This is a genomic window from Nocardia sp. NBC_01377, from assembly GCF_045040005.1.
Lineage (GTDB): Bacteria > Actinomycetota > Actinomycetes > Mycobacteriales > Mycobacteriaceae > Nocardia > Nocardia noduli.
Genome location: NZ_CP109566.1, coordinates 5,240,780 through 5,266,308 on the forward strand (window position 1 = coordinate 5,240,780; position 25,529 = coordinate 5,266,308).

At 68.5% G+C, this 25,529-nt stretch carries 23 protein-coding genes and 2 pseudogenes; 16 read left to right on the forward strand and 9 right to left on the reverse strand.

What is annotated here, in order from left to right; genetic code table 11:
• Positions 1–88: 88 nt before the first annotated feature.
• Entirely contained in the window at positions 89–1,837 is a 1,749-nt protein-coding gene (locus OG225_RS24070; RefSeq protein ID WP_405177376.1) for a proline--tRNA ligase, read from the reverse strand.
• A gap of 124 nt (positions 1,838–1,961) precedes the next feature.
• Here OG225_RS24070 and yaaA point away from each other — a divergent pair, with 124 nt between their 5' ends.
• Positions 1,962–2,705 (forward strand): peroxide stress protein YaaA, encoded by a 744-nt coding sequence (gene yaaA, locus OG225_RS24075; protein WP_405177377.1) that lies wholly within the window; start codon positions 1,962–1,964, stop codon positions 2,703–2,705.
• A gap of 13 nt (positions 2,706–2,718) precedes the next feature.
• On the opposite strand, the gene OG225_RS24080 is transcribed toward yaaA, so the two are convergent.
• Positions 2,719–3,345, reverse strand: coding sequence for a metal-dependent phosphohydrolase (locus tag OG225_RS24080; RefSeq protein ID WP_405177378.1), 627 nt, complete (start codon positions 3,343–3,345; stop codon positions 2,719–2,721).
• Between the two features lie 535 nt (positions 3,346–3,880).
• On the opposite strand from OG225_RS24080, the gene OG225_RS24085 reads away from it, so the two are divergent.
• Entirely contained in the window at positions 3,881–4,246 is a 366-nt protein-coding gene (locus OG225_RS24085; RefSeq protein ID WP_405177379.1) for a hypothetical protein, read from the forward strand.
• 527 nt (positions 4,247–4,773) lie between these two features.
• On the forward strand, positions 4,774–6,027 hold the full coding sequence (locus tag OG225_RS24090; protein ID WP_405177380.1) for a PucR family transcriptional regulator: 1,254 nt from the start codon (positions 4,774–4,776) through the stop codon (positions 6,025–6,027).
• A 10-nt stretch (positions 6,028–6,037) separates the two neighbouring features.
• Here OG225_RS24090 and OG225_RS24095 read toward each other — a convergent pair whose 3' ends face one another.
• The gene (locus OG225_RS24095; protein ID WP_405177381.1) at positions 6,038–6,370 is read right to left on the reverse strand and encodes a hypothetical protein; all 333 of its coding nucleotides are present in this window, start codon (positions 6,368–6,370) and stop codon (positions 6,038–6,040) included.
• 181 nt (positions 6,371–6,551) lie between these two features.
• Between OG225_RS24095 and OG225_RS24100 the strand changes: the two genes are divergently transcribed.
• Positions 6,552–7,127: a TetR/AcrR family transcriptional regulator gene (locus tag OG225_RS24100; protein ID WP_405177382.1), complete on the forward strand. Its 576-nt coding sequence runs from the start codon at positions 6,552–6,554 to the stop codon at positions 7,125–7,127.
• A 2-nt stretch (positions 7,128–7,129) separates the two neighbouring features.
• A complete protein-coding gene (locus tag OG225_RS24105; protein ID WP_405177383.1) occupies positions 7,130–8,338 on the forward strand; it encodes an NADH:flavin oxidoreductase in 1,209 nt (402 codons plus the stop codon).
• Between the two features lie 34 nt (positions 8,339–8,372).
• Here the strand turns inward: OG225_RS24105 and OG225_RS24110 are convergent.
• Positions 8,373–9,359 (reverse strand): annotated as a pseudogene (locus OG225_RS24110) (GMC oxidoreductase); the annotation flags it as partial.
• A 237-nt stretch (positions 9,360–9,596) separates the two neighbouring features.
• On the opposite strand from OG225_RS24110, the gene OG225_RS24115 reads away from it, so the two are divergent.
• From OG225_RS24115 to OG225_RS24140, 6 genes are all read left to right on the forward strand, one after another.
• Positions 9,597–10,328 (forward strand): hypothetical protein, encoded by a 732-nt coding sequence (locus OG225_RS24115; protein WP_405177384.1) that lies wholly within the window; start codon positions 9,597–9,599, stop codon positions 10,326–10,328.
• Between the two features lie 518 nt (positions 10,329–10,846).
• Positions 10,847–12,337, forward strand: coding sequence for a CoA-acylating methylmalonate-semialdehyde dehydrogenase (locus OG225_RS24120; RefSeq protein ID WP_405177385.1), 1,491 nt, complete (start codon positions 10,847–10,849; stop codon positions 12,335–12,337).
• A gap of 141 nt (positions 12,338–12,478) precedes the next feature.
• Entirely contained in the window at positions 12,479–12,844 is a 366-nt protein-coding gene (locus OG225_RS24125; protein ID WP_405177386.1) for a hypothetical protein, read from the forward strand.
• Positions 12,845–12,993: 149 nt separating this feature from the next.
• Entirely contained in the window at positions 12,994–13,308 is a 315-nt protein-coding gene (locus tag OG225_RS24130) for a PPOX class F420-dependent oxidoreductase (RefSeq protein ID WP_405177387.1), read from the forward strand.
• 8 nt (positions 13,309–13,316) lie between these two features.
• The gene (locus tag OG225_RS24135) at positions 13,317–13,619 is read left to right on the forward strand and encodes a hypothetical protein (RefSeq protein ID WP_405177388.1); all 303 of its coding nucleotides are present in this window, start codon (positions 13,317–13,319) and stop codon (positions 13,617–13,619) included.
• The gene (locus OG225_RS24140) at positions 13,619–13,939 is read left to right on the forward strand and encodes a hypothetical protein (protein ID WP_216910862.1); all 321 of its coding nucleotides are present in this window, start codon (positions 13,619–13,621) and stop codon (positions 13,937–13,939) included. The genes OG225_RS24135 and OG225_RS24140 overlap by 1 nt, the downstream gene beginning before the upstream one ends.
• A 7-nt stretch (positions 13,940–13,946) precedes the next feature.
• Here the strand turns inward: OG225_RS24140 and OG225_RS24145 are convergent, their stop codons facing one another.
• Together OG225_RS24145 and cobA are read right to left on the reverse strand one after the other, a co-directional pair.
• Positions 13,947–15,431 (reverse strand): MFS transporter, encoded by a 1,485-nt coding sequence (locus OG225_RS24145; protein ID WP_405177389.1) that lies wholly within the window; start codon positions 15,429–15,431, stop codon positions 13,947–13,949.
• A gap of 138 nt (positions 15,432–15,569) precedes the next feature.
• Complete coding sequence (gene cobA / locus OG225_RS24150; protein ID WP_405177390.1) at positions 15,570–16,826, reverse strand: uroporphyrinogen-III C-methyltransferase; 1,257 nt, start codon at positions 16,824–16,826, stop codon at positions 15,570–15,572.
• 165 nt (positions 16,827–16,991) lie between these two features.
• Between cobA and OG225_RS24155 the strand changes: the two are divergent.
• A pseudogene (locus OG225_RS24155) lies at positions 16,992–17,847 on the forward strand (cytosine permease); the annotation flags it as partial.
• A 16-nt stretch (positions 17,848–17,863) separates the two neighbouring features.
• Here the strand turns inward: OG225_RS24155 and OG225_RS24160 are convergent.
• The gene (locus OG225_RS24160; protein WP_405177391.1) at positions 17,864–19,393 is read right to left on the reverse strand and encodes a PucR family transcriptional regulator; all 1,530 of its coding nucleotides are present in this window, start codon (positions 19,391–19,393) and stop codon (positions 17,864–17,866) included.
• 85 nt (positions 19,394–19,478) lie between these two features.
• On the opposite strand from OG225_RS24160, the gene OG225_RS24165 reads away from it, so the two are divergent.
• The 4 genes from OG225_RS24165 to OG225_RS24180 all read left to right on the forward strand — a co-directional run bounded on the left by OG225_RS24165 (position 19,479) and on the right by OG225_RS24180 (position 23,342).
• Positions 19,479–19,949, forward strand: coding sequence for a nucleoside deaminase (locus OG225_RS24165; protein ID WP_405177392.1), 471 nt, complete (start codon positions 19,479–19,481; stop codon positions 19,947–19,949).
• Positions 19,950–19,965: 16 nt separating this feature from the next.
• Positions 19,966–20,961: an isopenicillin N synthase family dioxygenase gene (locus OG225_RS24170; protein WP_405177393.1), complete on the forward strand. Its 996-nt coding sequence runs from the start codon at positions 19,966–19,968 to the stop codon at positions 20,959–20,961.
• A 150-nt stretch (positions 20,962–21,111) separates the two neighbouring features.
• Positions 21,112–22,242 carry a phosphotransferase family protein gene (locus OG225_RS24175; protein WP_405177394.1) on the forward strand — a complete coding sequence of 377 codons (1,131 nt, stop codon included), beginning with the start codon at positions 21,112–21,114 and terminating at the stop codon, positions 22,240–22,242.
• Positions 22,243–22,244: 2 nt separating this feature from the next.
• Positions 22,245–23,342, forward strand: a complete 1,098-nt coding sequence (locus tag OG225_RS24180) for a hypothetical protein (protein WP_405177395.1) — start codon at positions 22,245–22,247, stop codon at positions 23,340–23,342.
• A gap of 47 nt (positions 23,343–23,389) precedes the next feature.
• Here OG225_RS24180 and OG225_RS24185 read toward each other — a convergent pair whose 3' ends face one another.
• Together OG225_RS24185 and OG225_RS24190 are read right to left on the reverse strand one after the other, a co-directional pair.
• Complete coding sequence (locus tag OG225_RS24185) at positions 23,390–23,752, reverse strand: cobalamin biosynthesis protein (RefSeq protein WP_405177396.1); 363 nt, start codon at positions 23,750–23,752, stop codon at positions 23,390–23,392.
• A 107-nt stretch (positions 23,753–23,859) separates the two neighbouring features.
• The gene (locus OG225_RS24190) at positions 23,860–25,518 is read right to left on the reverse strand and encodes a cobyrinate a,c-diamide synthase (RefSeq protein WP_405177397.1); all 1,659 of its coding nucleotides are present in this window, start codon (positions 25,516–25,518) and stop codon (positions 23,860–23,862) included.
• Positions 25,519–25,529: the final 11 nt, after the last annotated feature.

Below are 25,529 nucleotides of genomic sequence, written 5' to 3' on the forward strand. Positions count from 1 at the left end.
ACGCTGTGCGAAGTCACCACACAGGTCCGGACGGCACGACGCGGCCCCCGGTCGTGGTGGACCGGGGGCCGCGACGGTCCGCCGACGATCAGGCGCGAATCTTCGCGACGACCGCGTCCACGGCGGAATCGGCCGCGATCTCGGTGACCTCTCCGGTGAAGCGGTCGCGCAATTCGACCTTGCCCTCGGCCCAGCCCCGGCCGATGACGAGAATCCACGGCATGCCGAGGAGTTCGGCGTCCTTGAATTTCACACCGGGCGAGGCCGTTCGGTCGTCGAAGAGCACGTCGAGCCCGCGGGCGTGCAGACCCGCGACGACCTGTTCCGCGCCCGTGCGCGCCGCGTCGTCCTTGTTGGCGATGACGACGTGCACGTCGAACGGGGCGACCTCGGACGGCCAGCGCAGGCCCTTGTCGTCGTGCTGCTGTTCGGCGATCACCGCGACCATGCGCGAGACACCGATGCCGTAGGAACCCATGGTCAGACGTACCGGCTTACCGTTCTCGCCGAGTACGTCGACCTCGAAGGCGTCGGTGTACTTGTTGCCGAGTTGGAAGATGTGCCCGATCTCGATGCCGCGCGCGGACACGAGGGTGCCTTGCCCGTCCGGCGACGGGTCGCCGTCGCGGACCTCGGCGGCCTCGATGGTGCCGTCGGGGGTGAAATCGCGTCCGGCGACCAGACCGACGGCATGTTTACCCGAGACGTCCGCACCGGTGATCCAGCTGGTACCGGTCCCGACGCGCGGATCGACCAGGTAGCGAACGCCGTTGTCCTGCATCGCCTTCGGCCCGATGTAACCCTTGACCAGGAACGTGTTGGCCGCGAAATCGGCATCGGTGAGCAGTTCCACCTCGGCGGGCTCGACGGCGGCGCCGAGTCGTTTGTCGTCGACCTCGCGGTCACCGGGGATGCCGATGCCGATGATCTCGGATTTGCCGTCCGGGTGGCGCAACTTCACCATGACGTTCTTGAGGGTGTCGGCCGCGGTCACCGGGCGATCGAGTACACCCGCCGCGTTGGCCCATTCCACCAGTGTCGCGATGGTGGGGGTGCCGGGGGTGTCGTGAACGACCGCGGCGGGCAGGCCGTCGACCGGCAGCGGCGCGGGCGCGGGCGTGACCACGGCTTCCACGTTGGCCGCGTACCCGGACTCCTCGCTGCGCACGTAGGTGTCCTCACCCACCGGGCTCTCGGCCAGGAACTCCTCGGACGCGCTGCCGCCCATGGCGCCGGAGGTCGCCGCGACGATCACGTACTTGACGCCGAGTCGTTCGAAGATGCGCTGGTAGGCATCGCGATGGGCCCGGTAGCTGTTCTTCAGACCGCCTTCGTCGAGGTCGAAGGAATAGGAATCCTTCATGATGAACTCGCGTCCGCGCAGGATGCCCGCGCGGGGACGCTCCTCGTCGCGGTATTTGGTCTGGATCTGATAGAGCACGACCGGCAGATCCTTGTACGAGTTGTATTCGCCCTTCACGGTGAGCGCGAAAAGTTCCTCGTGGGTGGGTCCGAGCAGGTAATCGGCGTTCTTGCGGTCCTGCAACCGGAACAGGCCGTCGCCGTATTCGGTCCAGCGGTTGGTGGTCTCGTAGGGCTCGCGAGGAAGCAGCGAGGGCAGCGAGATCTCCTGGGCGCCCATGGCGTCCATCTCTTCTCTGACGACATTCTCCACCTGCCGGAGCACCCGCAGACCCAGCGGCAGCCACGAGTAGATCCCCGGGGCGACGCGACGCACGTATCCGGCGCGGACGAGCAGTTTGTGGCTCGGCACCTCGGCGTCGGCGGGATCGTCGCGCAGGGTACGCAGGAACAGTCTGGAGAGGCGGGTGATCACGGGTGCAAAGCGTAGTCGCCGGTCACAGGGACCACGCAAGCCATTACCGTTTTCCCGCGCGCCGTGTTCGCACCGGGCGACCACCTCCGCGTCACGGGCGCGCACGCCGGTACCGTATCCGCTCGTGCTGGTGCTGCTGCCTCCCTCCGAAACCAAATCCGACGGCGGCGCGGGCGCGCCACTGGAACTCTCGGAACTCGCGATGCCGCGCCTGACCGAGGTACGCGACCGGCTCGTCACCGAAGTGATCCGGCTCGCCGCCGATCCCGACCGCTCGCGCGATGTCCTCGGGCTCGGCAAGGGGGCCGACGGTGAGATCGCGCGCAACGCCGCACTGCGCACCTCGGCGACCCGCCCGGCCCTCCAGCGCTACACCGGGGTGCTCTACGACGCGCTCGACGCGAAGGGTTTCACCAAGGTTCAGCGCGAGAAGGCCTACGCCAGGCTCGGTATCGGCTCCGCGCTGTTCGGCGCGATCCGCGCGAGCGATCCCATCCCGGCCTACCGGCTCTCCGGAGGCACCAAACTCCCCGGCCTGCCGACCCTTTCGGCGATGTGGCGCGATCATCTCGGCGCGGCGCTCGCGGACGAGGCGGCGGGCGAACTCGTCGTCGACCTGCGCTCGGGCACCTACCAGCAACTCGGCCGCGTCCCCGGCGCGGTCACCGCCAACGTGCTCACCGAACATCCCGACGGCAGCCGCACGGTGGTCAGCCATTTCAACAAACACCACAAGGGGCTGCTCGCGCGTGCCCTGGTCATCACCCGCGCCGATCCCACCGATATCCGGGCGGTCGCGCGGATCGCGACCAAGGCGGGCCTGCGTACCGAGATCGCCTCGCCCACCGAACTGCTCGTCCTGACCTGAGCGGTCGCGGCCGCTACCCGGTCAGTCGCGCGATCTCGCGCGCGAGATTCGCCCGTGCCGCCGATTCGTAGCGGGCGCGTGCGGTCGGGGTGTGGAACAGCCGTTCCTGTTCGGCGAGTCCGCGCAACACGGCGGCGCGGCCCGGCCGGAAGACCTCGTCGGGTACCCGCCGGTATTCGGCGCGGACCGCCGCGGCGTAGGCGTCGTACCCGGATTCGTCCGCCGCGAGTACCGCAAGGTCGGCGTCACAGAGCACGCCGCCGTTGCGATCTTCGGGTCGCGGGGTGTGGCCGGCGGTGAGCCGCACCAATCGGGCGACCTCGCCGATCAGTTCCGCCGGAGCGCCGAGTGCGGCCAGTGTCGACTCGGACAACCGGGCGCTGAGCTCCTCGTTGTCGGCACGGTCGACCGCGTAGACGGCGTCGTGGAAGAAGGCCGCGTAGCGCACCGCGTCGATATCGTCGGCGTCGGCCGCGAGGTCGTCGATGACCGTCAGCATCGCCGCGAGGTGCTCCACGGTGTGGTAGCACCGATGGGGTTCCCGGTATCGCGCGATCAGTTCCGCCCCGACGGATTCCGCCGCCGCCCCCGACAGCGCCACCCATCGCCGCATCAGATCCGGTCCCACGTCTGTTCGCATCCGACAAGTCTGCCCACCGACGCCCACTTCGACAATCACTGGGACGCTGCGCGATTCGGCGCACGCCCGATTCCGGTGCCGGGATCGTGGCGGCGCGAATTCTGTGATGCGTCACAATCCTCATCGAATGCGCGCGTGGCCGATGTGCCGGACCGTCTCTCCGGCGTATCGGCATTTCCTCTGGATGTGACCGACAGACTCAGACAGTTGACCTGAATCGCCACGCCGCGGCGTCGAACTCGGGATTGGGCGGAAGCAAGAATCTTTATGCCGCCCCCTGGCATCCCGCAACAATTGCTGTACCGTTTCGATTCATGGTAGTTCTCCGGATTCGCCGAGAGACACAACTCGGCGAATCCGGAAACTATCGGAAGCCGGGACGGTCCATCGGTCCGGGTCACACCGCGCCGTCGATCGAATTCCCCCGGTTTCGTGCGGGTCTCACGAATGACCCGCTCGCTGTTCGCCAATCTGCGGATCGATAATCCGTCAGCATTGTCCGGTGGACGAACTCAGTAAATCAGTGGAGATTCTCATGAGAAAAAGAAGTGCAATGGCCCTCGCCGTGCTGGCCACCGCTACCGCGATGACCGGCATCATGTCGTCGGCCGCGACGGCGGCGCCCAGCCCCGATATCGCCGCGGACTGCCCGGCCATCACCGCGATCGCCAACGAAGCTCTTGCCACGTCGACACCGCTGGCGAGCCTCCCGTTGGAGGAGTCGGCGCCCATCAAGGATGCCTACATCGGAGAACTCCAGGGGCGGGTGGGCGAACTGAGCACGGACCAGGGCCGCGCGAACGTCCAGAATTTCGTCAACGCGCTTCAGTCCGCGTCGTCACCGGCCGACGGATATCTGATCGTCAACGCGCTGAGTAAACTGCGTTCCGACTGCGCATAAGTTCTCACGCTCCGAAAGCGGGGTCACCGACTATTCGGTGACCCCGCTTTCGTGTATCCACCGGAAAAACTCTCGACCGGAGAGCACAAATTCCGATCACAATAGCGTCGAATGGGATTGTGAAAAGTCACCTCGTGCGGGTATCGCCGTTGGAGATCATCCTCCCGTCGAGCGATGCCGACACCCGATCAATGGTCGACACCGAGTGCCGACCGGCCTCGAACTGGATTATTTGGATACATCAGACAAATCGGACAAGTGTCGATATCTCGGCCGGGCGGGCGCGATATCGGAGGGGAATTCCGGAAATCCCCGGCGGATTCGGCCCGCGCGGCCGGAGAACTTCGCGTTCGCATAATCCGACAATCGCCGTGCGGCGTCGAGTCGGGCGTCCAGCGACAGCGCGACGGGACGCGGATGGTCGGCGGGGACGAAGTCGCGCCCGTTCGCCTTGTCGCCGGTGACAAAGTTCTGGTTGCCGGAACCGAAACGTTGTCCGGCCGGGGGCCGTCGGACACAATCGGCCCATGCCTGTCGTAACACCGTCGACCACCGCGGATCCGCCCCTGGTGACCCGACTACTCGCCCGGTGGCCGCAGATCGCCGAGCGAATGCTGGCCGCCGGACTCGGCGCCACCCCACCCGCGGCCGACCTGCCCGAGGGTCATTTCACCGCCGAGGTACTGCCCGCTATCTATGGATGCGGGCGCGCGGTGTTGCAGGCCATCGGCGAGGTACGCGAATTCACCAGGGCGGAGGTGACGGCATTCGTCGCTCCCGTCGCGCAGCGCCATGCCGAGGACCGGTTACCGCTCGCCCTGCTGATCGAGGCGATGCACGGCTCGGCGCAGTCGGTGCTCGCCGAGGCCGCCGCACTCACCGCACCGGGCGAGATCGATGAGCTGACCGTGGTCATCTCACGACTGCTCGATCTGCTCATGCATATCAACGTCACCGTGATGGAGACCTATGCCGAGGTCGAACAGTCCATCTACAGCGCCGAGCGCGAAGCGCGCCGGGAACTGTGCTCGGCACTGCTTCGCGGCCGACCGGCGTACGAGGAGGCTGCCCGCGCCGACACGGCCCTGACCGATCGCTATACCGTGCTCGCCATCGGGATCGCCCCGCCCGCGCGGCCCGCCCCGGCATCGGACCTGCTGGCGCGCAGGCGCATCCGCGTCCTGCACCGCACCCTCGACGCCCGCACCAACGGCGGTGCGCTGGCGACCTTCGACGGTTCGGCGGGGATCGCGCTACTTCCCGTGCATGCCGATCCCGACACCGATTCCGCCCGCTACGCGGGATTGGCCGAGGATCTGGCCGAACAGTTCGGCGTGCCCGCCTATCTCACCGAATCTCGCGCGGTCCGGCGCGCGGACGTTCCCGCCGCCGCGGCCGAAGTCGCCGAACTCGCGACCCTGGCGCGCCTGCTCGGGCGTCCGTCCGGGCTCTACCGGCTCGACGATCTGCTGCTGGAGTACCAGCTCACCCGTCCCGGCTCCGCGCGCGATCGGTTGGCCGAACGCATCACGCCCCTTCTGCGCAACCCGCACCTGCTCGAAGCGCTGGAGGCGCATATCCGCCACGGCTCCGACCGTAAGACCGCGTCGGCGCGATTGCATATCCACCCGAACACGTTCAGCTATCGGCTGCGGCGCGTCGCCGAACTCACCGGCATCGACCCGAACGAACCGGACAACTCCCGGTTACTGGCGGCATCACTGACCATCCACCGCCTGTTCCCGCCCCCGGCTGCGCCGGATTCCGGTGACGATCACTGAGGGCCGCCGCTCAGCGATACCCCTCCCAGCGCACCGGGGTCCGTGCCGCGTAGGTCGCTTCCGGTTCGAAGGTGTTGATCTCGCACAGCCTCAGCAGGTCGTCGGGTAGCTCGCCGCCCAGGTGCACCAGGCTCGGCGTGATGACGGCGTCGACGTCCATCCCCCGCACCAGTTCGAGCAGTCGAGGCAGCGACCGGTCGGCCCCGGAGCCCGCGGCGACCGTATCGGCCAGGTCGTAGCCGAACCGCCGGGCCATGCCGCGAATCCGGACCTCGTGCCATTCCCACGACACCCCGGACACATCTCGGCGCAGGTATCCGATCGCGGTGGGCCGCTGTCTCATTCGTCGCCTCGTCTGCTCGTGTCCCGACGGCGGCCCCCTGAACCGCCTGCCGACGACGCTACGGTCCGGCTCGGGATCGCGCGGGGTTCGTTTCCACATCGTCACCGAATCGCGCGCGCCGATCCCGTCACCGTTTCAATCATCGATTGAACATGGCACTGAAACGTGTTCTAATTCTAGGGTGGTCCAGAAACTTGCCGTCGGCACCCGTCAGCGCCTGCTCGCCGCCGCCGAACGACTGCTGCTGAGCGAGCCCTACGACGAGGTGTCGGTGCGGGCGATCTGCGCCGAGGCCGGGACCAATCCGGCGGCGGTCCACTACCACTTCGGGTCGAAGGAGGCGCTGGTCGGCGCGTTGATCGAGGACCGGCTCGGACCACTGTGGGCAGCCGGGATGGCCGAGGCCACCGGCTCACGGCCCGATTCGGTGCCCGCGCTCGTCGACGCCGTGCTGGCCCCGTTCCTCGATCTGGCCGCCGATCCGGTGGGCAGGCTGCATCTTCGCCTGCTCGCCCGCTTCGTGTCGGGACGCCACCTCACCGCGTGGCAGGGGCGATGGTTCCGCATGGACTCGTGGACGGCCCTGCTGCCGCAACTGAGCGCCGGGGAGAGCCGACGCCGCTGGATGCTCGCCTTCGACCTCGTCATCATGCGTTTCGGCAGCCCCGAAACCGAGGAACACGGCATGTCGGAGCGCGCGGTGGCGACACTGCGGAACTTCGTCGTCGCCGGCCTCACCGCACCGGTACAGGAGTGACCATGACAGAAGTGTTCGCACCGGCGGCACTCGGCCCGATCACGCTGCGCAACAGGGTGATCAAGGCCGCCACCTTCGAGGGCAGAACCCCCGACGCGCTCGCGACAGACGATCTGATCGCGTTCCATCGCGAGGTCGCCGCGGGCGGCGTCGGCATGACGACGGTCGCCTATTGCGCTGTCACGCCGGGTGGGCGCACCGATCGGCACCAGATCTGGATGCGACCGGAAGCCGTCGCGGGTCTGCGGAAACTGACCGACGCCGTCCACGCCGAAGGCGCGGCGGCCAACGCCCAGATCGGCCATGCCGGACCCGTCGCCAACGCCGCCTCCAACCGCGTACCGGCACTCGCGCCGAGCCCGCTGTTCAGCCCGCTCGGGATGCGGGCCATGCAGGTCCCCGACGCCGCCGCGATCGCCGACCTCGTCGCCGCGCACGCCGGCGCCGCGCGACTGGCCGAACAGGCCGGATTCGACGCGGTGGAAATCCATTTCGGCCACAACTATCTGGCGAGTGCCTTCCTGAGCCCGCTGCTCAACCGTCGCAAGGACGACTACGGCGGGCCGCTCGTGAACCGCGCCCGCTTCGCCCGCGAGATCGCGTGTGCCGTCCGGGAGGCCGTCGGCGGGCGGCTCGCCGTCACCGCCAAACTGAATATGGAGGACGGCAGGCGCGGCGGACTCACCGTCCCCGAATCCCTCCAGGTGGCCTCGTGGCTGGAGGCCGACGGCACCCTCGACGCGATCGAATTGACCGCGGGCAGTTCGCTGCTCAACCCGATGTTGCTGTTCCACGGTGACGCGCCGCGCCGCTCGTTCGCGAAAACCCTTCCCGGCCCGGCGCGCTGGGGCTTCCGCGCGGTCGGACGGGCCTTCCTGAAGGAATACCCCTATCACGAGGCGTACCTGCTCGAGCGGGCGCGTCAGTTCCGCCGGGAACTGTCCATGCCGCTGATCCTGCTCGGCGGCATCACGAATATGGAGACCATGCGCCTGGCGATGACCGAAGGTTTCGATTTCGTCGCGATGGGACGCGCGCTGCTGCGGGAACCGGATCTGTTGCACCGCATACGATCCGACGAATCGACGCGGTCGGCGTGCGTGCACTGCAACGAATGCGTGCCGACGATCTACTCCGGCACCCGCTGCGTCTATCGCCCCGTGCTCCCGCACGAACCCGTCACGCTGCCGATGCCGACGATCTCCCGCTGATCGGCCCGATCGTCCGAGCCGTACCGCGGCACGCTCAGATCAGCGTGCCGATATCGCGGGCGACGATATTGTCCAGTGCCCGTTCGGCGACCGCGGCGATGGTCATCGACGGATTGCAGGCGGCGGCGTTACCCGGCAGCAGCGCGCCGTCGAGTACGTAGAGACCGGGCTGGTCGTGCACGCGGCCGTCCAGGTCGCAGACCGCGCCCATACTCGCGCCGCCGAGGGGATGCCAGGTGGAGGGGAACAGCGCGTTGGTGTCGATCAGCAGGCCGTCGGGCCCGGCGATCCGGCGCACGGCGGGATCGATGTGGTTGTTCTGGATATCGCTGTCGCCGTCGGCGGGCCAGTGCAGGATCGCGTCGTCGCGTGCGGAGTCGTAGGCCAAGGCGCCGCGACTGTCGCTGACGCCGTAGCCGACCATCATGGTGCCGCGCGGGTCGATCGACAGCGGCGGTATGGACGCCTGGATGACGGTGTGCGCGGCTCGCGGGTCGTCCCAGTTCTTGCTGCCGTAGACCACCGGTCCGCCCTGGGGCGCACCGAATTCGGCGTCGGGATCGGTCCACACGTAGATGCGGTCGGCGTTGGTTCCCCAGCCCTGCCCGAGCCCGTCGGGCAGGCCGGGAATCATGCCCTTGGCACCCGCGCGCACCAGCAACCGGGTGGTGTTGAGACTGCCAGCGGCCATGATCAGGGCATCGGCGGTGAGGATCTTGTTCTCGACCACCGCGCCCGTGGTGTCCAGGCGCAGGACGTGGGCGATCCAGCGTCCGTCCGGCGCGCGTTCGACGTCGGTGACCTCGTGCAGGGTTTGCACCCGCACCAGTCCGGTGGCCTCGGCGGCGGCGATGTAGGTGACATCCACCGAATGCTTGCCGCCGTTGTTGACGCCCATCGCGCCGTCGCCGTTGGTGTAGGAGGGTTTCATCTCCCCGCGCAGTTCGGCGAGCGCGAAATCCCAATCGATCGGCATGGGTATCTTCGACAGCGGCATACCCGCACGCTGTACGCGCGCCGCGACCGCCCGCACGGACAACCGCCGAAACCTTGATCGCCCGAGCGGAATCGACGCCGTGACGTCGGAACATCCCTCATCGCCGGGTAATTCGGATGCGACCGGGGCGACGCGCCGCTACCGTGACATGCGCGGCGGGGGAACATCATCGGCGCCGCACCGAAGGTACCGGGCACAAAGATGTTGCGGTGCAATGATTTCGGCGTACGCGAACCGAGCAGCGCCGAGAGGAGGCAGACGATGACCAAACTCAATCAGATCATCGCCGTGGAGAAGGGCGTCAAGAGCGGCGCGCTACGCGAACTGGCCGACACCCAGGGACAGCTGCACAAGCCCGCGCTGCTCGCCGGTATCGCGCGCACGTATCAGCCGAAGGACGAAGAGGGCGAACAGCTCCCGCCGGAGTCGACGCGCGTGCAGGTGAAATCCGAGGAAGTGCTGCGGCAGACCGCGAGCACGCTGACGCGCCTGTTCGACGTGACGGCCACCAAGGACTGGGCCAACACCGAGGCCAAGGCCGACGTCACCGTCGACGGTACGACGCTGCTCACCGACGTCCCGGTCTCCTACCTGCTCTTCCTCGAGAAGCAGCTCGCCGACCTGCACACCTTCGTCAAGAAGCTGCCGGTACTCGACGCCGCCGAGGCCTGGTCCTTCGACGATTCCTCCGACACCTGGCGCACCGACGCGGTGCGTACCCTGCGCACCAAGAAGGTGCCGCGCAACCACGTCAAGGCCGAGGCCACCGAGAAGCACCCGGCCCAGGTCGAGGTGTACTACGAGGACATCGCCATCGGCTACTGGACCACGGTGAAATTCTCCGGCGCGCTGCCCGCGCGGCGCGTCAACGAGATCGCCGACCGCATCGAGAAGGTGCAGCAGGCGGTCAAATTCGCTCGCGAGGAGGCCAACAGCGCCGAGATCACCGATCGCAAGACCGGTGCGGCGATCTTCGGTTACCTTTTCCGATGACACCGATCCGGGGCGGTATCGCCCGCCCCGGATCCCACATTCGTCCCCGCCGCGAGGCGGGGACAGCGCAGGAGCGCACACTCAAACTGAAGTTCAGATCTGAATCACACGGTGTCAGTGCGGGTTCGAGCCCCGCCCCGGGTACCTGCCCGGGTAGCCCAATCGGCAGAGGCAGCCGTGACGACGCTCAGATTCTCGCTCCAGCTTCGAGTATTCGCCGCCGAACACGGGATCACGAGGAAAGGACACGCAGCGCCGAGATGCCGGTTCAACTCCGGCTCCCTCAGCCACAATGGGGGATGGTCCAAAGGCAGGACGCGTCGCGATCATCTTGATCCGATCCCACCGATCCCGGTGTGCGAATTGGGTGGCATCACTGGAACCCGGGGGCAGGCTAGACCCCCGGGTTCTCCCCGCTCCGACATGCCGAAAGCGTCGAATGACCGACACGGCGGCCTCCGCTCGGCGACGATGGACGCGCGAGACAGCGCAACCACGACTCCCACGATCGAGGAGATATGGACACCATCGCGCACTGGCTGGACGGCAAACCCTTCGACGGCACGAGCGGCCGCTCAGCCCCGGTGACCAATCCCGCGACCGGCGTGGTCACCGGGCGGGTCGCGCTGGCCGACGCCGCCGATGTCGAGACCGTCGTCGCCGCGGCGGCCGACGCCTTCCCCGCGTGGCGTGACACCTCGCTGGCCCGGCGCACGCAGACCCTCTTCCGCTTCCGGGAACTGCTCAACGACCGCAAGGAGGAACTGGCCGCGCTGGTCACCGCCGAACACGGCAAGGTCGCCTCCGACGCGCTGGGCGAGGTGACACGCGGACTCGAGGTCGTCGAATTCGCCTGCGGTATACCGCATCTGCTCAAAGGCGGTTACACCGAGAACGCGTCGACCGAGGTCGACATCTTCTCGATCCGCCAACCGCTCGGTCCCGTCGCGATCATCTCGCCGTTCAACTTTCCGGCCATGGTACCGATGTGGTTCTTCCCCTTGGCCATCGCCGCGGGCAACACCGTCGTGCTCAAACCGAGCGAGAAGGACCCCTCCTCGTCGCTGTGGCTCGCGCGCCTGTGGCACGAAGCCGGTTTGCCCGCGGGGGTGTTCAACGTGGTGCAGGGCGACAAGGTCGCGGTCGACGCGCTGCTCGACAGCGCGGCGATCAAAGCCGTCTCCTTCGTGGGCTCCACACCCGTCGCGCGCTACGTCTACGAACGCGGCACCGCCAACGGCAAACGGGTGCAGGCTCTGGGCGGAGCCAAGAACCACATGCTCGTGCTGCCCGACGCCGATCTCGACCTGGCCGCCGATGCCGCCGTGAACGCCGGATTCGGATCGGCCGGTGAACGATGCATGGCGATCAGCGTGGTGCTCGCCGTCGGGCCGATCGGCGACGAACTGGTGTCGAAGATCGCCGAACGCGCCGCGACCATCACCACGGGCGACAGCGTGCGCGGCGCGGAGATGGGGCCGCTGGTCACACGCGAGCACCGCGATCGCGTCGCCGGTTATCTGGAGGCGGGCGAATCCGACGGCGCGACAGTGGTTCTCGACGGACGCGGTGCGCGAGTCGACGGTTCCGACGACGGATTCTGGCTCGGCCCCACGGTGCTCGACCACGTCGACCCCGGAATGAGTGTCTACACCGACGAGATCTTCGGCCCGGTGCTCTCGGTGGTTCGGGTCGACAGTTACGACGAAGGGCTGGCGCTGATCAACGCCAACCCCTACGGCAACGGCACCGCGATCTTCACCAACGACGGCGGCGCGGCCCGGCGGTTCCACCACGAGGTGGAGGTCGGGATGGTCGGCATCAATGTGCCGATTCCGGTGCCGATGGCCTACTACAGTTTCGGCGGCTGGAAGAACTCGTTGTTCGGCGACGCGCACGCGCACGGCACCGACGGGGTGGCATTCTTCACCCGGGGCAAAGCCGTCACCGCCAGGTGGCTCGACCCGAGTCACGGCGGCCTCGAATTGGGTTTCCCCCGCAATACCTAGGAAAAAAACCGATTTCGATTGCCCCTGGAAATCGGAAAACTCTCATGTAGCATCTCCGCTCGTGACAGATTCGGCGCCGTGACGAGAGCCCTCGCCCGCGGCCGGACGCTGTCCGAATCAATGAGATCAATGGAGATTGTCATGATAAAACGAAGTGCCATGGCCCTGGCCGCGCTTGCCACCGCCACCGCGATATCCGGCATCCTCTCGCCCGTCGCGACGGCCGAGCCCGGCCCCGACATCGCCGCGGACTGCGGGACCATCACGTCGATCGCCGACCAGGCCATCAGCACTTTGACGCCGCTCCAGGGCCTTCCGCTGGAGGAATCGCGGGCCGCCAAGCAGGTCTACATCGGACAGCTGCGTGGCCAACTGGGCGGGCTGACCACCGATCGCGGTCGCGCCGATGTCCAGAACTTCATCAATGCCCTGGAGGCGGCCAATACCCCCGCCGATGCTTCTCTGATCATCAACGCATTGGGTAAGTTGCGCTCGGACTGCGCATAAAGGAGGCAGGCCGCCGATATGTCGGCGGCCCTTCCGCGTGTGACGCCGGATGGTTTTCCTTTCAGCCCGAATTTTTAATGCTCGCTATTTCGACCTGTACGGTGGTCGCGCCGAAATTCGCCATACGGAAACAATGACGCGGGGACAGCGTGCGACGGTCCGCGAAGTTTCTCCTTCAACAAAGTCGGCTGTTCTCCACCACCCGTACGCGGGCACAGGGCAGGAATATCGTTCGCGATCCACGGGTGACCATCCTGGTCAGCCCGCCCGACAACCCCTATCTCTACGCCGAGATCCGCGGCACCGCCACGGTGACCGACGATCCGCAACGGGTGCTGCCGAACCGCCTGTCCCGCAAGTACACGGGGCAGGACTACGCGGATTTCAACCCGTCCGCCCCCGACGACAGCGCCGAACGCATCATCGTCCGGATAACCCCCACCAAGGTCGTCAGCCGCCTCTGATCCGACAGATGTCGATCACCCGGCGGATCTCGGCCGTGCCGCGGGGTACCGCCACCGGCGGTACCCTCGACGGTATGGCTGGACGCAAGACCTCGGTATCACTCGACGAGGAGACCCTCCAGATATTGGAGCGCCGCGCCGAGGCCGAGAACCTCGGACGCTCGGCGTACCTGGCCAAACTCATCCACCGCGACGACCTGCGCCAACGTCTGGCCGCCGACACCGCGACCCTGAATTCGGCGGGACACACCCCCGACCGGGCCACGACGGTGGCCGCCGGTCTGCTCGCGCAGCGACGCGCGGGCCACTGATGCCGTCGCCCCGATTCGGCGAGGTCTGGCATGCCCCGTCCGGCAGCGTGCTGCCCGGCGGCATGCTCTGTCTCATCGTCAGCTCCGACGACTACAACCGGATCCGCCGCCAATACATCATCGTCGAGGTCGTCACCGACCCCCTGTCCGGCGACGCGATCATCTGCCCCCTCGGCCCCGGCATCGGCGTCGCCCTCACCGGCACCCCCTTCGCCGTCGGCCCGAACTGGTTCGACGGCACCGACGAACCCATCGCGATCCTCGACGAACCCGCCGCCCGGCGCGCCGCCGACCAGGTCCGCGCCATCCTCGGCCCGTGAGCCGGAACTAGCTGCGCTGGGCTTCTTCCTGGGCGTGGTGTGCCTGGGCGATCTGCTGGGGGGTGAAGCGCAGGGTGAGGGCGACAAGTCCGATCAGGACGGCGACGCCCGCGCAGACGGCGAGGACCAGGGTGTAGCCGTTGCTGAGGGCGTCGATCTGGGTGGGGGTCATGCCGGAGGCGTGGCCGGTGCGGCCGCCGAGGGACAGGGTGCGTGAGACCGCGACGGGGGTCAGGATGCCGATGGCGAGCGGGGTGCCCAGGTTCATGAACATCTGGCCGACCGCGGCGAGCGGGCCGATATCCGAAGGCGGAACGCCGATGAGTACGCACAGCGGCGTCAGCACCATCGCCACGCCGACACCCGCGCCGATCACCACGAGCAGGATCAGCAGGGTGGGCAGGTACTGCACGTCGCGGTCGAGTGTCGAGGCGATCAGCAGGCCGACGGCCAGTACCGCCGCCGAGCCCGAAAGCAACCAGCGCGGCGCGACGAGCAGCGCCAGCTTCGAGGCGCCTGCCGCACCGATACCGATACCGACCGTGAACGGGATGCAGGCGATACCGGCGTGCAGCGGACTGTAGTTCAGGACGTTCTGGAGGAATTGCGCGACGAAGAAGGTCATCGCGCCGAGCACACCTCCCGCGAGCAGGATCAGCACGAAGGTCGCCACCCGGTCCCTGCTGTCGAACAGCGACCACGGCACCAGCGGATTGTCGACGCGACGTTCGGCGAAGACGAAGGCGACCAGCAGCGCGGCCCCACCGACCAGCGAACCGATGATGGCCCAGTGCCCCCAGCCCAGTTCGGGCCCCTCGGTCGCGCCGAAGACGATGGCGGTGCAGGCCAGGGTGCCCAGCACGGCGCCGCGGATATCGAGGCCGACGCGGTGATGGTCGGTGTCGGCGAGGCAGTAGATCGCGCCGACCACGATGAGCACGCCGATCGGCACATTGATCAGGAAGATCCAGCGCCAGGACAGTTCGGTCAGCGCGCCGCCGATCACCAGGCCGCCGACCGATCCGATACCGACCATGGAGCCGACGATGGCGATGGCCTGATTGCGCGCCTTACCCGGCGCGAAGGTGGTGGCAACGAGCGCGAAGGCCGACGGCGCGGCGAGTGCGGCGCCGGTGCCCTGGAGCGCGCGCGACGCGATCAGCATCGCCTCGCCGGTGGCCAGACCGCACAGCAGCGAGGCGAAGGTGAACAGCGCGACGCCGACGATCAGCATGCGTTTGCGCCCGAAGGCGTCGCCGATCCGGCCGCCGAGCAGCATCAGGCCCGCGAAGGTGAGGCCGTAGGAGGTCACCGTCCACGCGCTGCCCGAACTGGACAGGCCCATCTCCTGCTGGAGTCTCGGTAGCGCGAGGATGACCACGCTGCCGTCGAGGACGACCATCAGCTGCAAACCGCTCAGCACGAGGATGGCGAGCCCGAAGGCCCGCTGCGTCACGGGATACTGCGTCGGCGCAGCGGGGTTCTGGAGCACAGTGAGCCACTGTAATTGATGTGGCAACCTGTGCCCGCCCCGCGGCACGCTGGACCGACGAGCCACAACGGACCGCGGTCTTCGTTGTGACCGTGCCGGTCCGCCACGCCGGGCACGGATTCAGGCGGTTCGCAGGATTCAGCGGTTCGCGGCGAGATCGGCGGAGAACGCCGCGGTCGGGCCGATCACCACGATGGCGGGCGGGCGGATTCCCTCGCCGCGCACCCGCGCGGCGATGGTGCCCAGATCGGCGCGCAGCACCCGCTGGGTGCGCAGGGTGCCCTCCTGGATGACGGTGGCCGGTGTGTTCGCGGGCCTGCCGCCGTCGATGAGCGCGGTGGCGAACTGTTCGATCCGCTCGACCGCCATCATGAGCACGATCGTCCCGCGCAGCCGGGCCAGCGCGGGCCAATCGACCAGCGAATCCGGATGATCCGGCGCCACGTGACCGCTGACCACGACGAATTCGTGGGTGACGCCGCGATGGGTCACCGGGATACCGGCGGCGGCGGGCACCGAGATGGGGCTGGTGATGCCGGGCACGACGGTCACCGGGATACCGGCGTCGACGCAGGCCTCGACCTCTTCGAAGCCGCGGCCGAAGACATAGGGGTCGCCGCCCTTGAGCCGCACCACGAATTTGCCCGCCTTGGCGCCTTCGATCAGGGCGGCGTTGATCGCCTCCTGCGCCATGGCGCGTCCGTACGGGATCTTCGCGGCGTCGATCACCTCGACGTCGGGACCGAGTTCGGCGAGCAGTTCCGGCGGCGCGAGGCGGTCGGCGACCACCAGATTCGCCCTGGCCAGCAGGCGGCGGCCGCGCACCGTGATCAGGTCGGGGTCGCCGGGTCCGCCGCCGACCAGCGCGACGCCGGGCACGATCGGCGAGGAATCGTCGGTGACGACGCCCGATTGCAAGGCTTCCAGGAGCGCGGTGCGGACCGCGGCCGAACGCCGATGCTGACCGCTGGCCAGCACGCCGATGCTCAGTCCGTCGTAGCGGGCGGTCGCGGGCGTGACGGCGGTGCCGAGCCGGGCGATATCGGCACGGACGCAGAAGATACGGCGGCGCTCGGCCTCGGCGACGACGGCGGCGTTGGTCTCGGGCTCGTCGGTGCACGCGGTCGCGTACCAGGCGCCGTCCAGATCGCCGTCGGCGTAGGCGCGCAGGGTGATGGTCAGCTGTCCCGACGTGGCCATGCCCTCGACGGCGGGGGTCACCTCGCGGCTCACGACGTGGACATCGGCACCGGACGCGAGAAGCAGCCCGATGCGGCGCTGGGCCACCGTTCCACCGCCGACAACGACGACGCGGCGGCCGTTGAGATCGAGCCCGACCAGGTAGTTCGGGTCACCGGTCGGCTGGTCTTCGGTGGCTTCTGACGTATTCGGCACAGTGGTCGAGAGTACGGCCTGGCTTCGCGCCGCTCGCAGACAGACCGGCATGTGCGGGCGGGCCGGGTTCGACGCCCGGATCGACACCCAGGTTTCCCGCACGTTTCGGTTTCGGGACATCACCCGATACCCCGGACGAACTGTCTACTGATGTCGGAATTCTGGCATTTCGTGCTGTCGGCGCGCGGTCCGCGGCACGGGGTGCCGCAGATGGTGCTCGGGCGCGCCGCGTTCGGCTATCGCGGCAACGCGCTGCCCGCCGCGTTCATGTCGATCATGTGCGGGGTCGGCTGGTTCGCCACCAACAGCGTCAGCGGCGCGTTCGCGCTCAACACGCTGACCGGGATGCCGAAACCGCTGGCGCTGACGCTGATCGTGGTGGCGCAGACCGGATTCGCCGTCTTCGGCCACAATCTGGTGCACGCCTTCGAGCGGTTCGTCTTTCCGGTCCTGGCCGTGGTGTTCCTGGTGGTCACCGTGGTGATTTTCAGCAAAGCCGATCTCGGGGCGGCCGCGCCGTCCGGCGGGGTGGGCGGCATGGGCGGATTCCTGCTGACCGTCGGCACCGCGTTCGGCTACGCGGGCGGCTGGAATCCCTACGCCGCGGACTACACCCGCTATCTGCCCGCTCGCGTCTCGAAGACGGCGACCGGCGGATTCGCCGCGGCGGGACTGCGCGCTGTGGGCGCTGCCGGACGCGGCCCAGAGTTACGAGGCGTTCCTGCTGATCGTCGCGTACTGGATCGGCCCGTGGCTCGGCGTGATGTTCGCCGATCAGTATCTGCGGCGGCGCGGCGATATCGCCGAACTGCTCTACGACCGCTCCTACACCAACCGGGGCGGCGCCGCGGCCTTCCTGGCCGGGCTGGCGATTTCGGTACTGCTGTTCTGCAATCAGGCGAAATTCACCGGTTACGTGGTGCGGGAGATCCCCGAACTGGGCGATATCACCTTCTTCGTCGGCTTCGTCCTGTCCGGCGCGGCCTACCTGCTGGTGAACCGGCGACGCCTGTCGGTCTGACTCACCGGTCGCCGACTCAGCGGTCGCCACCGAGGCGGTGGGCGCACAGCGCCAGCAGCAGGGTCGCGGCGAGGGCGGGATCGTTGGGTTCGTAGCCGAGCAGTTCGCGGATGCGGTCCAGGCGCTGGTAGAGCGATTGACGGCCGATATGCAGCGCGGCGGCACAGCGGGTCGGGCTCGCGCCGTGACGGAGGTAGACCTCGAGGGTGCGGGTCAGACTGCTGTGGTGGGCCGTGTCCCAGTCGACGAGCGGGGTGAGCACGGCGGCCAGGCGGGCCCGTTCGGCGACGGGCAGGGTTTCCACGGTCAGTTCGGCGGCGAGTTCACGACAGCTGGTGAGCGGCCCGTGGAGCCGGTCACGACGGTTGCGGGTGGCCAGGCGCAGGGCCGACCTGGTGGCCGAGAGTCCGGCGGCCAGGGCGGCCGAGGTGAATTCGCACGCGTCGCCCACCACCATCGTGACGCCCTCGGTGCTGTTCGCCGCGATGGACGACCTCAGCGCCCGGGTGACTTCGCCGACCGGATCGGCGACCGAATTCGCCACCGCGACTAGGGCGTAGGTGGTGGCGTGGACATCGGCGATCACCCCGGGCCGCCCGAGCGCCTTGGTGGCGGCGTCGAGGAATCCGGTCGCGATCCGGCTATCGGGGGCCTCGATCGCGACGGGGACCACGGTGCGCCCGGTCAGTCCGGGCGCACCGGCGGCACCGGCCCGTGACCGCAGATCGGCCTGCCGGATCTGCTGACCGTTCACCAGATCCGCGAGCAACGCGGTGGCCGCCACCTGCGGCCGACCGCTCGGCGTGCCCGAATTCGCCAGGGCCAGACCGACTCCCGGCGCGGACTGGTCGATCACCGCCGCCAGCGTCGCGGCGTCCAGAGGCGAACCGGGTCCGGCGGTCAGGGTGCCCCAGATGCTGTCCTTGACGCGGATACTCGCCCGCGCCGCACCGGATTCGACCGCGGCCCACGCGGATCGGTCGTCGTCCACCCCGTGCGCGGCGATCAGCGCGCCGCTGCCGCTCGTCACGACGACCGCGCATTCGGTGACCGCCGCGATACGGGCGAGCAGTCGCGCCACCCCGTTGCCCGCGGCGAGTTCACCGGTCAGATCGCCGACCAGTTCGTTCAGCAGGCGCAGCGAGCGCACCTCGCGGGACACGATCTCGGTATTGGCGTCGCGGCACAGGTCGATGAAGGGGACGACGGTGCGCAACGCGATCAGCGGAAGGCCGTTGCGCGAGGCCTCCTCCACCATCTCGGCCGGAATGGCCTCGAAGGTGCGGCCGAGTTCGAAGGCGACCCCGGCCACCTGGCGGGCCGCGATCTCCCGCAGGTAGTGCCGTCTGGTTCCGGCGTCGACACCGGAGAGGCCGAGTCCGGTGGTGAGCAGCAGTTCCCCGCCGGACAGCAGCGGACTGATCTCGTAGATCTCGCTGGAATGCACCCAGCGCACCGCGCGATCGAGTCCGCCGTGACCGGCCAGGACGTGCGGATCGGCCGCGACGAACTGGTCGGCGAGTAACTCGCGAACGGTGGGGAGCATACGGTCATCTTGTCATCCCGCCTCCGGGACGAACCGGACGATCTGTACGTTGCGGAGCGACCGGGTCCGCCGCGAGGGTTGACCCATGACCCAGCTGACGCCCGACGGGCTGCTCGAGGTGGCCTACCAGGAAGCTCTGCGCGGACTCGCCGAGGGCGGGGTGCCGATCGGCGCGGCGCTGTTCGACGGTGACGGTGTGCTGCTCGGCAGCGGACACAACCGTCGCGTGCAATCCGGGGATCCCAGCACGCACGCCGAAACCGACGCCTTCCGCGCGGCCGGGCGACGGCGCGACTACCGCTCGACCATCATGGTGACCACGCTGTCGCCGTGCTGGTATTGCAGCGGTCTGGTACGCCAATTCGGGATCGGGACGGTGATCGTCGGCGAGTCGACCACCTTCCACGGCGGCCACGACTGGCTGATCGAACACGGCGTCGCGGTCACCGTGCTGGAGGATCGGCGCTGCATCGATCTGATGACCGCCTTCATCGCCGAACAACCGGCGCTGTGGTTCGAGGATATCGGCGTGGCCGACCCGAGCACGGTCGAGTGAGACAGGAGCGACAACCATGGATGCCCCAGATGCCCCCGACGCCCCCGACGCCCCCGACGCCATCGCCTCCATCGATCTGGCCCGTTGGCGCGCGGGCGGCGACGCGGCGGCCGAGGTCGAACGCGAGGTCGACGCGGGCCTGCGACGCGCCGGATTCCTCCTGGTGTACGGGCACGGGATTCCGGCGGAATTGCCCGCGGCCGTACGAGCGGCCGCGCGGCGGTTCTTCGCGCTGCCCGACGAGGTGAAGGAGGTCTACGCGGTCACCGTCGGCGGCCGGGGCTGGATCGGACCGGGCAAGGAGGCCAACGGCTATGCCGAGGGCACCGAGACACCGCCCGATCTGAAGGAGACCTACGCGGTCGGCGCGGATACCGCGACCGGAGATCGCGCGGTCGACGACGTGTGGTTCCTGCCGAACGTGTGGCCCGCCGAGGTCACCGAACTGCGTGAACTCCTCACCGCCTACACCGCCGCCGTGCGCGCGCTCTCCGACGAACTGCTCGCCCTGTTCGCCGCCGCCCTGCACCTGCCCGACAACCCGTTCGCCTCCGTGACCACCCGGCCGACCTGGACCTGCAATATCAACCACTACCCGCCGATGACGACCGTCGGCACGCCGGAACCCGGGCAGTTCCGCATCGGCCCGCATACCGATTTCGGCACCGTGACGGTGTTGGACCGGGAACCGGGCGCGGGCGGTCTCCAGGTGTACACCGAGGAACAGGGCTGGGCCGACGCGCCGTGGGACCCGGCCGCGGTCACCGTGAACATCGGCGATCTGCTCGCCTATTGGAGCGGTCAGCGGTGGCCCTCGGGCAGGCACCGGGTGCTGCCGCCGCAACCGGAGGCGCCCGAGGAGGATCTGGTGTCGTTGATCTACTTCTACGAACTCGACCACGACGCGGTGGTGACACCGCTGGCGGCGCCGGTCGGCCGGGTCACCGGCCAGCCGCCGGTGATCTCCGCCGATTTCCTGCGCACCCGACTGGACGCCATCACCGTCGGGTGATGGGCGCGGGCGCGCCGTCGCCCGGTCGTCGAGAAATTTCTCCGTATTTCCGCCCTGTGAGACAACTAGAACGCGTTACAGTCCGTATCCCGGGCAGTTCCGCGTGCGGTTGCCTTTCCGGACGCGCGGGCGCGACACAGGAGGACCTCGATGGCCGACGATCCAGATCCCACCGAGCGGACCCGATTGACCGTCAGCGAGCGCGATCTCGACCATCTCGCCGCCGATCTGTCCCGCTGGCTCGGTGACCGGGTCGGCGCGGACGGCCCGCCCGTGATCTCGGAGCTGACGCGACCGCAGGCGGGCGGCATGTCGAGCACGTCGATCCTGTTCGAGGCCGAATGGAGTGTCGGCGGGCGCGCGGAGAGCGGCTCGTTCGTCGCCAGGATGGTGCCGGAGGACGATTCCTTCCCGGTGTTCGAAACCTACGATCTGGCCACCCAGTACCACGTCATCGAAGGTGTCGCCGCCGCGACCGATGTGCCGGTCCCGGAGCTGTGCTGGCTCGATACCGACGAGAAGGCGCTCGGCTCAACGTTTTTCGTGATGAGGCGGGTCGACGGACGGGTGCCGTCGGACAATCCGCCCTACGTCTTCGTCGGCTGGCTGCTCGACGCTCGGGCCGAAGAGCGCGATCGGCTCACCGGCGACACCCTCGAGATCTTCGCGAAGATCCACGCCATCGCCGATCCCGCTGCGCGTTTCCCGATGCTCGACGGGCCGGGATCGGCGCTGCGCAGGCATGTCGACGCCCAGAAAGCCTGGTATCGCTGGGCATTGGCCGATGACGGCTACGAGATCCCGCTCATCGAACGCGGCTTCGCCTGGCTCGAGCAGCACTGGCCCGCCGATCCCGGGCCCGATGTGCTGAGCTGGGGCGATGCGCGGCCCGGCAATATCATCTACCGGGAATTCGAGCCGGTCGCGGTACTGGACTGGGAGATGGCGGCGTTGGGTCCGCGTGAACTCGACGTGGCGTGGGTGATCTTCATCCACCGCTTCTTCCAGGATCTGGCCGTCAAATTCGGCCAGCCGGGTCTGCCGGACTTCCTGCGCCGCGACGCGGTCGCCGCCGAATACGAGAAACGCAGCGGCTACCGGGTACGCGACCTGGACTTCTATCTCGTCTACGCCGCGCTGCGGCACGCGATCGTGATGGCGCGGGTGACCCGTCGCATGATCCATTTCGGCGAGGCCACCGTTCCCGAGGACCGCGACGACTACGTGATGCACCGCGCGAGCCTCGAGGCGATGCTCGACGGCACCTACGAATGGGACTGACCATGCCTTCACCCCTGGACGAATACGCCATCCACCAGACCACGCTGCCGTTCACCCGGGTGGCGAGCAGTGACCGGAACTTCTACGACCGCAGCTACTTCAACGCCCACAACCGCGACGGCGGCCTGTTCCTGATCACCGGATTCGGCGTCTACCCGAACCTCGGGGTGACCGACGCCTACGCGTGCGTGCGACGCGGCGACATCCATCGCACGGTGCGTTTCTCCGACGCGCTCGGCGACCGCGGTCTCGCGATGCGGGTCGGCGGCTACCGCATCGAGGTCATCGAAGCGCTGCAACGGATCCGGGTGATCTGCGCACACGACGAACTCTCGTTCGACCTCACCTGGACCGGCTCGTTCCCCGCCGTGCAGGAACAGCCGCACCTGGTGCTCACCGGCAACCGGCCCCTCATCGAAGCCTCTCGATTCGCCCAGGTCGGCTCCTGGGCGGGCACTCTGAGTATCGAAGGCGAGGATGTCGCCATCGACCCCGCCGTGTGGACCGGCAGCAGGGATCGCTCGTGGGGGATCCGCCCAGTGGGCGAGCCGGAACCGCCCGGTCGCGCGGCGAGTGAACCCTCCGGCGGCTTCTGGTGGTTGTACGCGCCCTTGCGTTTCGACGATTTCGCCATCATCGTCATCGTGCAGGAGGAGCCCGACGGCGCCAGAACCCTCAACGACGCGGTACGCGTCTGGCCCGACGGCCGCACCGAACAACTCGGCTGGCCCCGCATCTCCCTGCGCTATCGCTCCGGCACCCGCGTCCCGATCAGCGCCAGACTCGACCTCACCACCCCCGATGGCAAACCCCTCGAGGTGGAGATCACCACGGGTGTCGGTGTCCCACTGCACGTCGGCTGCGGTTACAGCGGCGACCCCGACTGGCAGCACGGCCAGTGGAAAGGCCGCGACTGGACCAGCACCAGCCGCTACGACCTCACCGATCCCGCCGTCGCCGCGCGCATCCCCTACGGCGTGACCGACCACGTCGCCCACGCCCGCTGCGGAGACGCCCAAGGGTGGGGACTGTTCGAACACGGGAGTCTCGGACGTCACGATCCCACCGGCTTCGCCGATTGGACCTCGGTCGCCCCCTGAGGTTCGCGCCGACGTAGGGCGGAACGCGTCGGGCACCGACTCGGTGACTACGCCGGGTGCGGCGCAGACATGTCGACGACGACCGCCGCGATCACGACGCCGTCGACAACCCGCTTCGGCACGATCAAGGGTCCACGACCGGACAGGATCGCGGCGGCCTCGGCGACACTGGGCGTGCCGATCACCGCCGAAACGCGGTCGGCGGGGTGCGGGACCTCGACGCGAGACAGTGCCTCGGCAGTGAAGGTGAGCAGCGGGACAGCCAGTGTCCCAGCGACTTCCAGGACACCGATGTCGGTGGCCCTGCGGTCGACGGTCGCCAGGCGGACGATGCGGTAGTCACGACGGACTTCGGCGAGGGCCGTGAGGATGCGCTCCGCCGACTCGGCGGGACGAAGACCGAGTCCCACCGCGACAGGCGGCAATGCACGGCTCGCCCCCACCGGCGTGACGCCCCTGCTACTCGGACGATGCGGGTAACGGTGAGAAGGTGTCTCGGCAACATCTCCCCCGGCGTTCACTTCGCGTGAGTGCTCATCGCGCCGTCGCGGGCGAAGTCCGCCGCCGTGGCGACGAACCGCGCTGTCGCGGTGGGGTTTCCGGCCGGATGGGTGTGCAGGTAGGAGGCGTGCACATTGTGAACGAGCGCACCCTCGGCGACACGTTCGCCCAGGCCGCCGCGCCAGCCCCACGCGGAACCGGCGTTGGCGGCGGACACCAGGCGGGTGCGATGGAATTCGTGACCGCGCACGCGTTCACCGGTGCGCCAGAGCGGGGAATCGGCCAAGGCCACCGCGTCGCGGTAGCCGAGGGTCAGGCGGGGTCCGAATTCCGCGTCGGCGTCGACCACTCCGGCCATGGCGTGCCCGTCGAGCGACCGGACGAGGTACAGCAGTCCGGCGCATTCGGCGTGCACGGGCAATCCGGCCGATGCCAGTTCGCGGACCGCCGTCAGCAGCCGGGTGTTGGCGGCGAGTTGGGCGGCGTGCTCCTCCGGGAAGCCACCGGGGAGCACCAAACCAGCTGTTTCCGTTGGCAAGTCGTCACGCAGCGGATCGAAGACGACGACACGCGCGCCCGCGGCGGTCAGCAGTTCGCGATGCTCGGCGTATCCGAAGGTGAACGCGGGACCACCCGCCATCGCGATCACCGGGCCGCCCCGACGCGGCGAGGAGATCGAGCCGAGCGCGTCACCCGTTCCATCAGCGGCGATCGAGTCGACAGAGACGACCGGGCCACCGATGCCCGCCGAACCATTCGCGGTCGCCGAGTCACCGGCACTCGTGCCGGAAGGACCGACGCCGAAAGGCATGCCCTCGCTCGGCGAACCGTGGCCACCCGGTGCGGAGTCGACCGCGGTCGCGGCCACGGCATTTTCGGCCGACACCGAAGCATCACCTCCGCCGACAGCGATCCGCTCGCGCGCGAAGGCTCCGACTTCGGCGTCCGGATCCCACGCGGGACCGCCGACCGTACTGCGAGCCAGACCCGCGATCGCGGCCAGATCCACATGGGCCGCGACGAGATCGGTCATGGCCGCCACCGCGATCGTCGCGGCCGAACCGTGTTCGATGGCGGGGATGAGGCCCAGATGCCGTGAGGGCACTTCCAATTCGGCCATGCGAGGCAGCGAGCCGAGCACCGGCAGACCCACCCTGGTGCAGGCCGCGCGCAACACCTGTTCGTGTCGTTCGCTGCCGACCCGGTTGAGAATCACCCCGCCGAGCCGCACGGAGGTGTCGAAGGTGGCGAAACCGTGCAGCAGCGCCGCGAGGCTCTGACTGTGGCCTCGGGCGTCGACAACGAGCACGACCGGCGCGCCGAGCAGACTCGCGACCTGTGCCGTCGAACCCTCGGCCACCGGACCCGCCTGGTTCTCGTCGATCCGGCCGTCGAACAGCCCCATGACGCCTTCGACCACGGCCAGGTCGCAGCCCCGCGCACCGTGCAGGTACAGCGGGACCACCCGATGCTCGCCGACCAGTACCGGATCGAGATTGCGTCCGGGCCTGCCCGCCGCCAGCCCGTGGTAGCCGGGGTCGATGTAATCCGGTCCCACCTTGAACGGCGCGACCCGATGCCCGGCCCGCCCCAACGCACCGATCAAACCCGTTGCGAGCGTGGTCTTCCCGCTCCCGGACGCGGGCGCCGCGATCACCACCGCCGGCACGTTCATCGGAGGTCCCC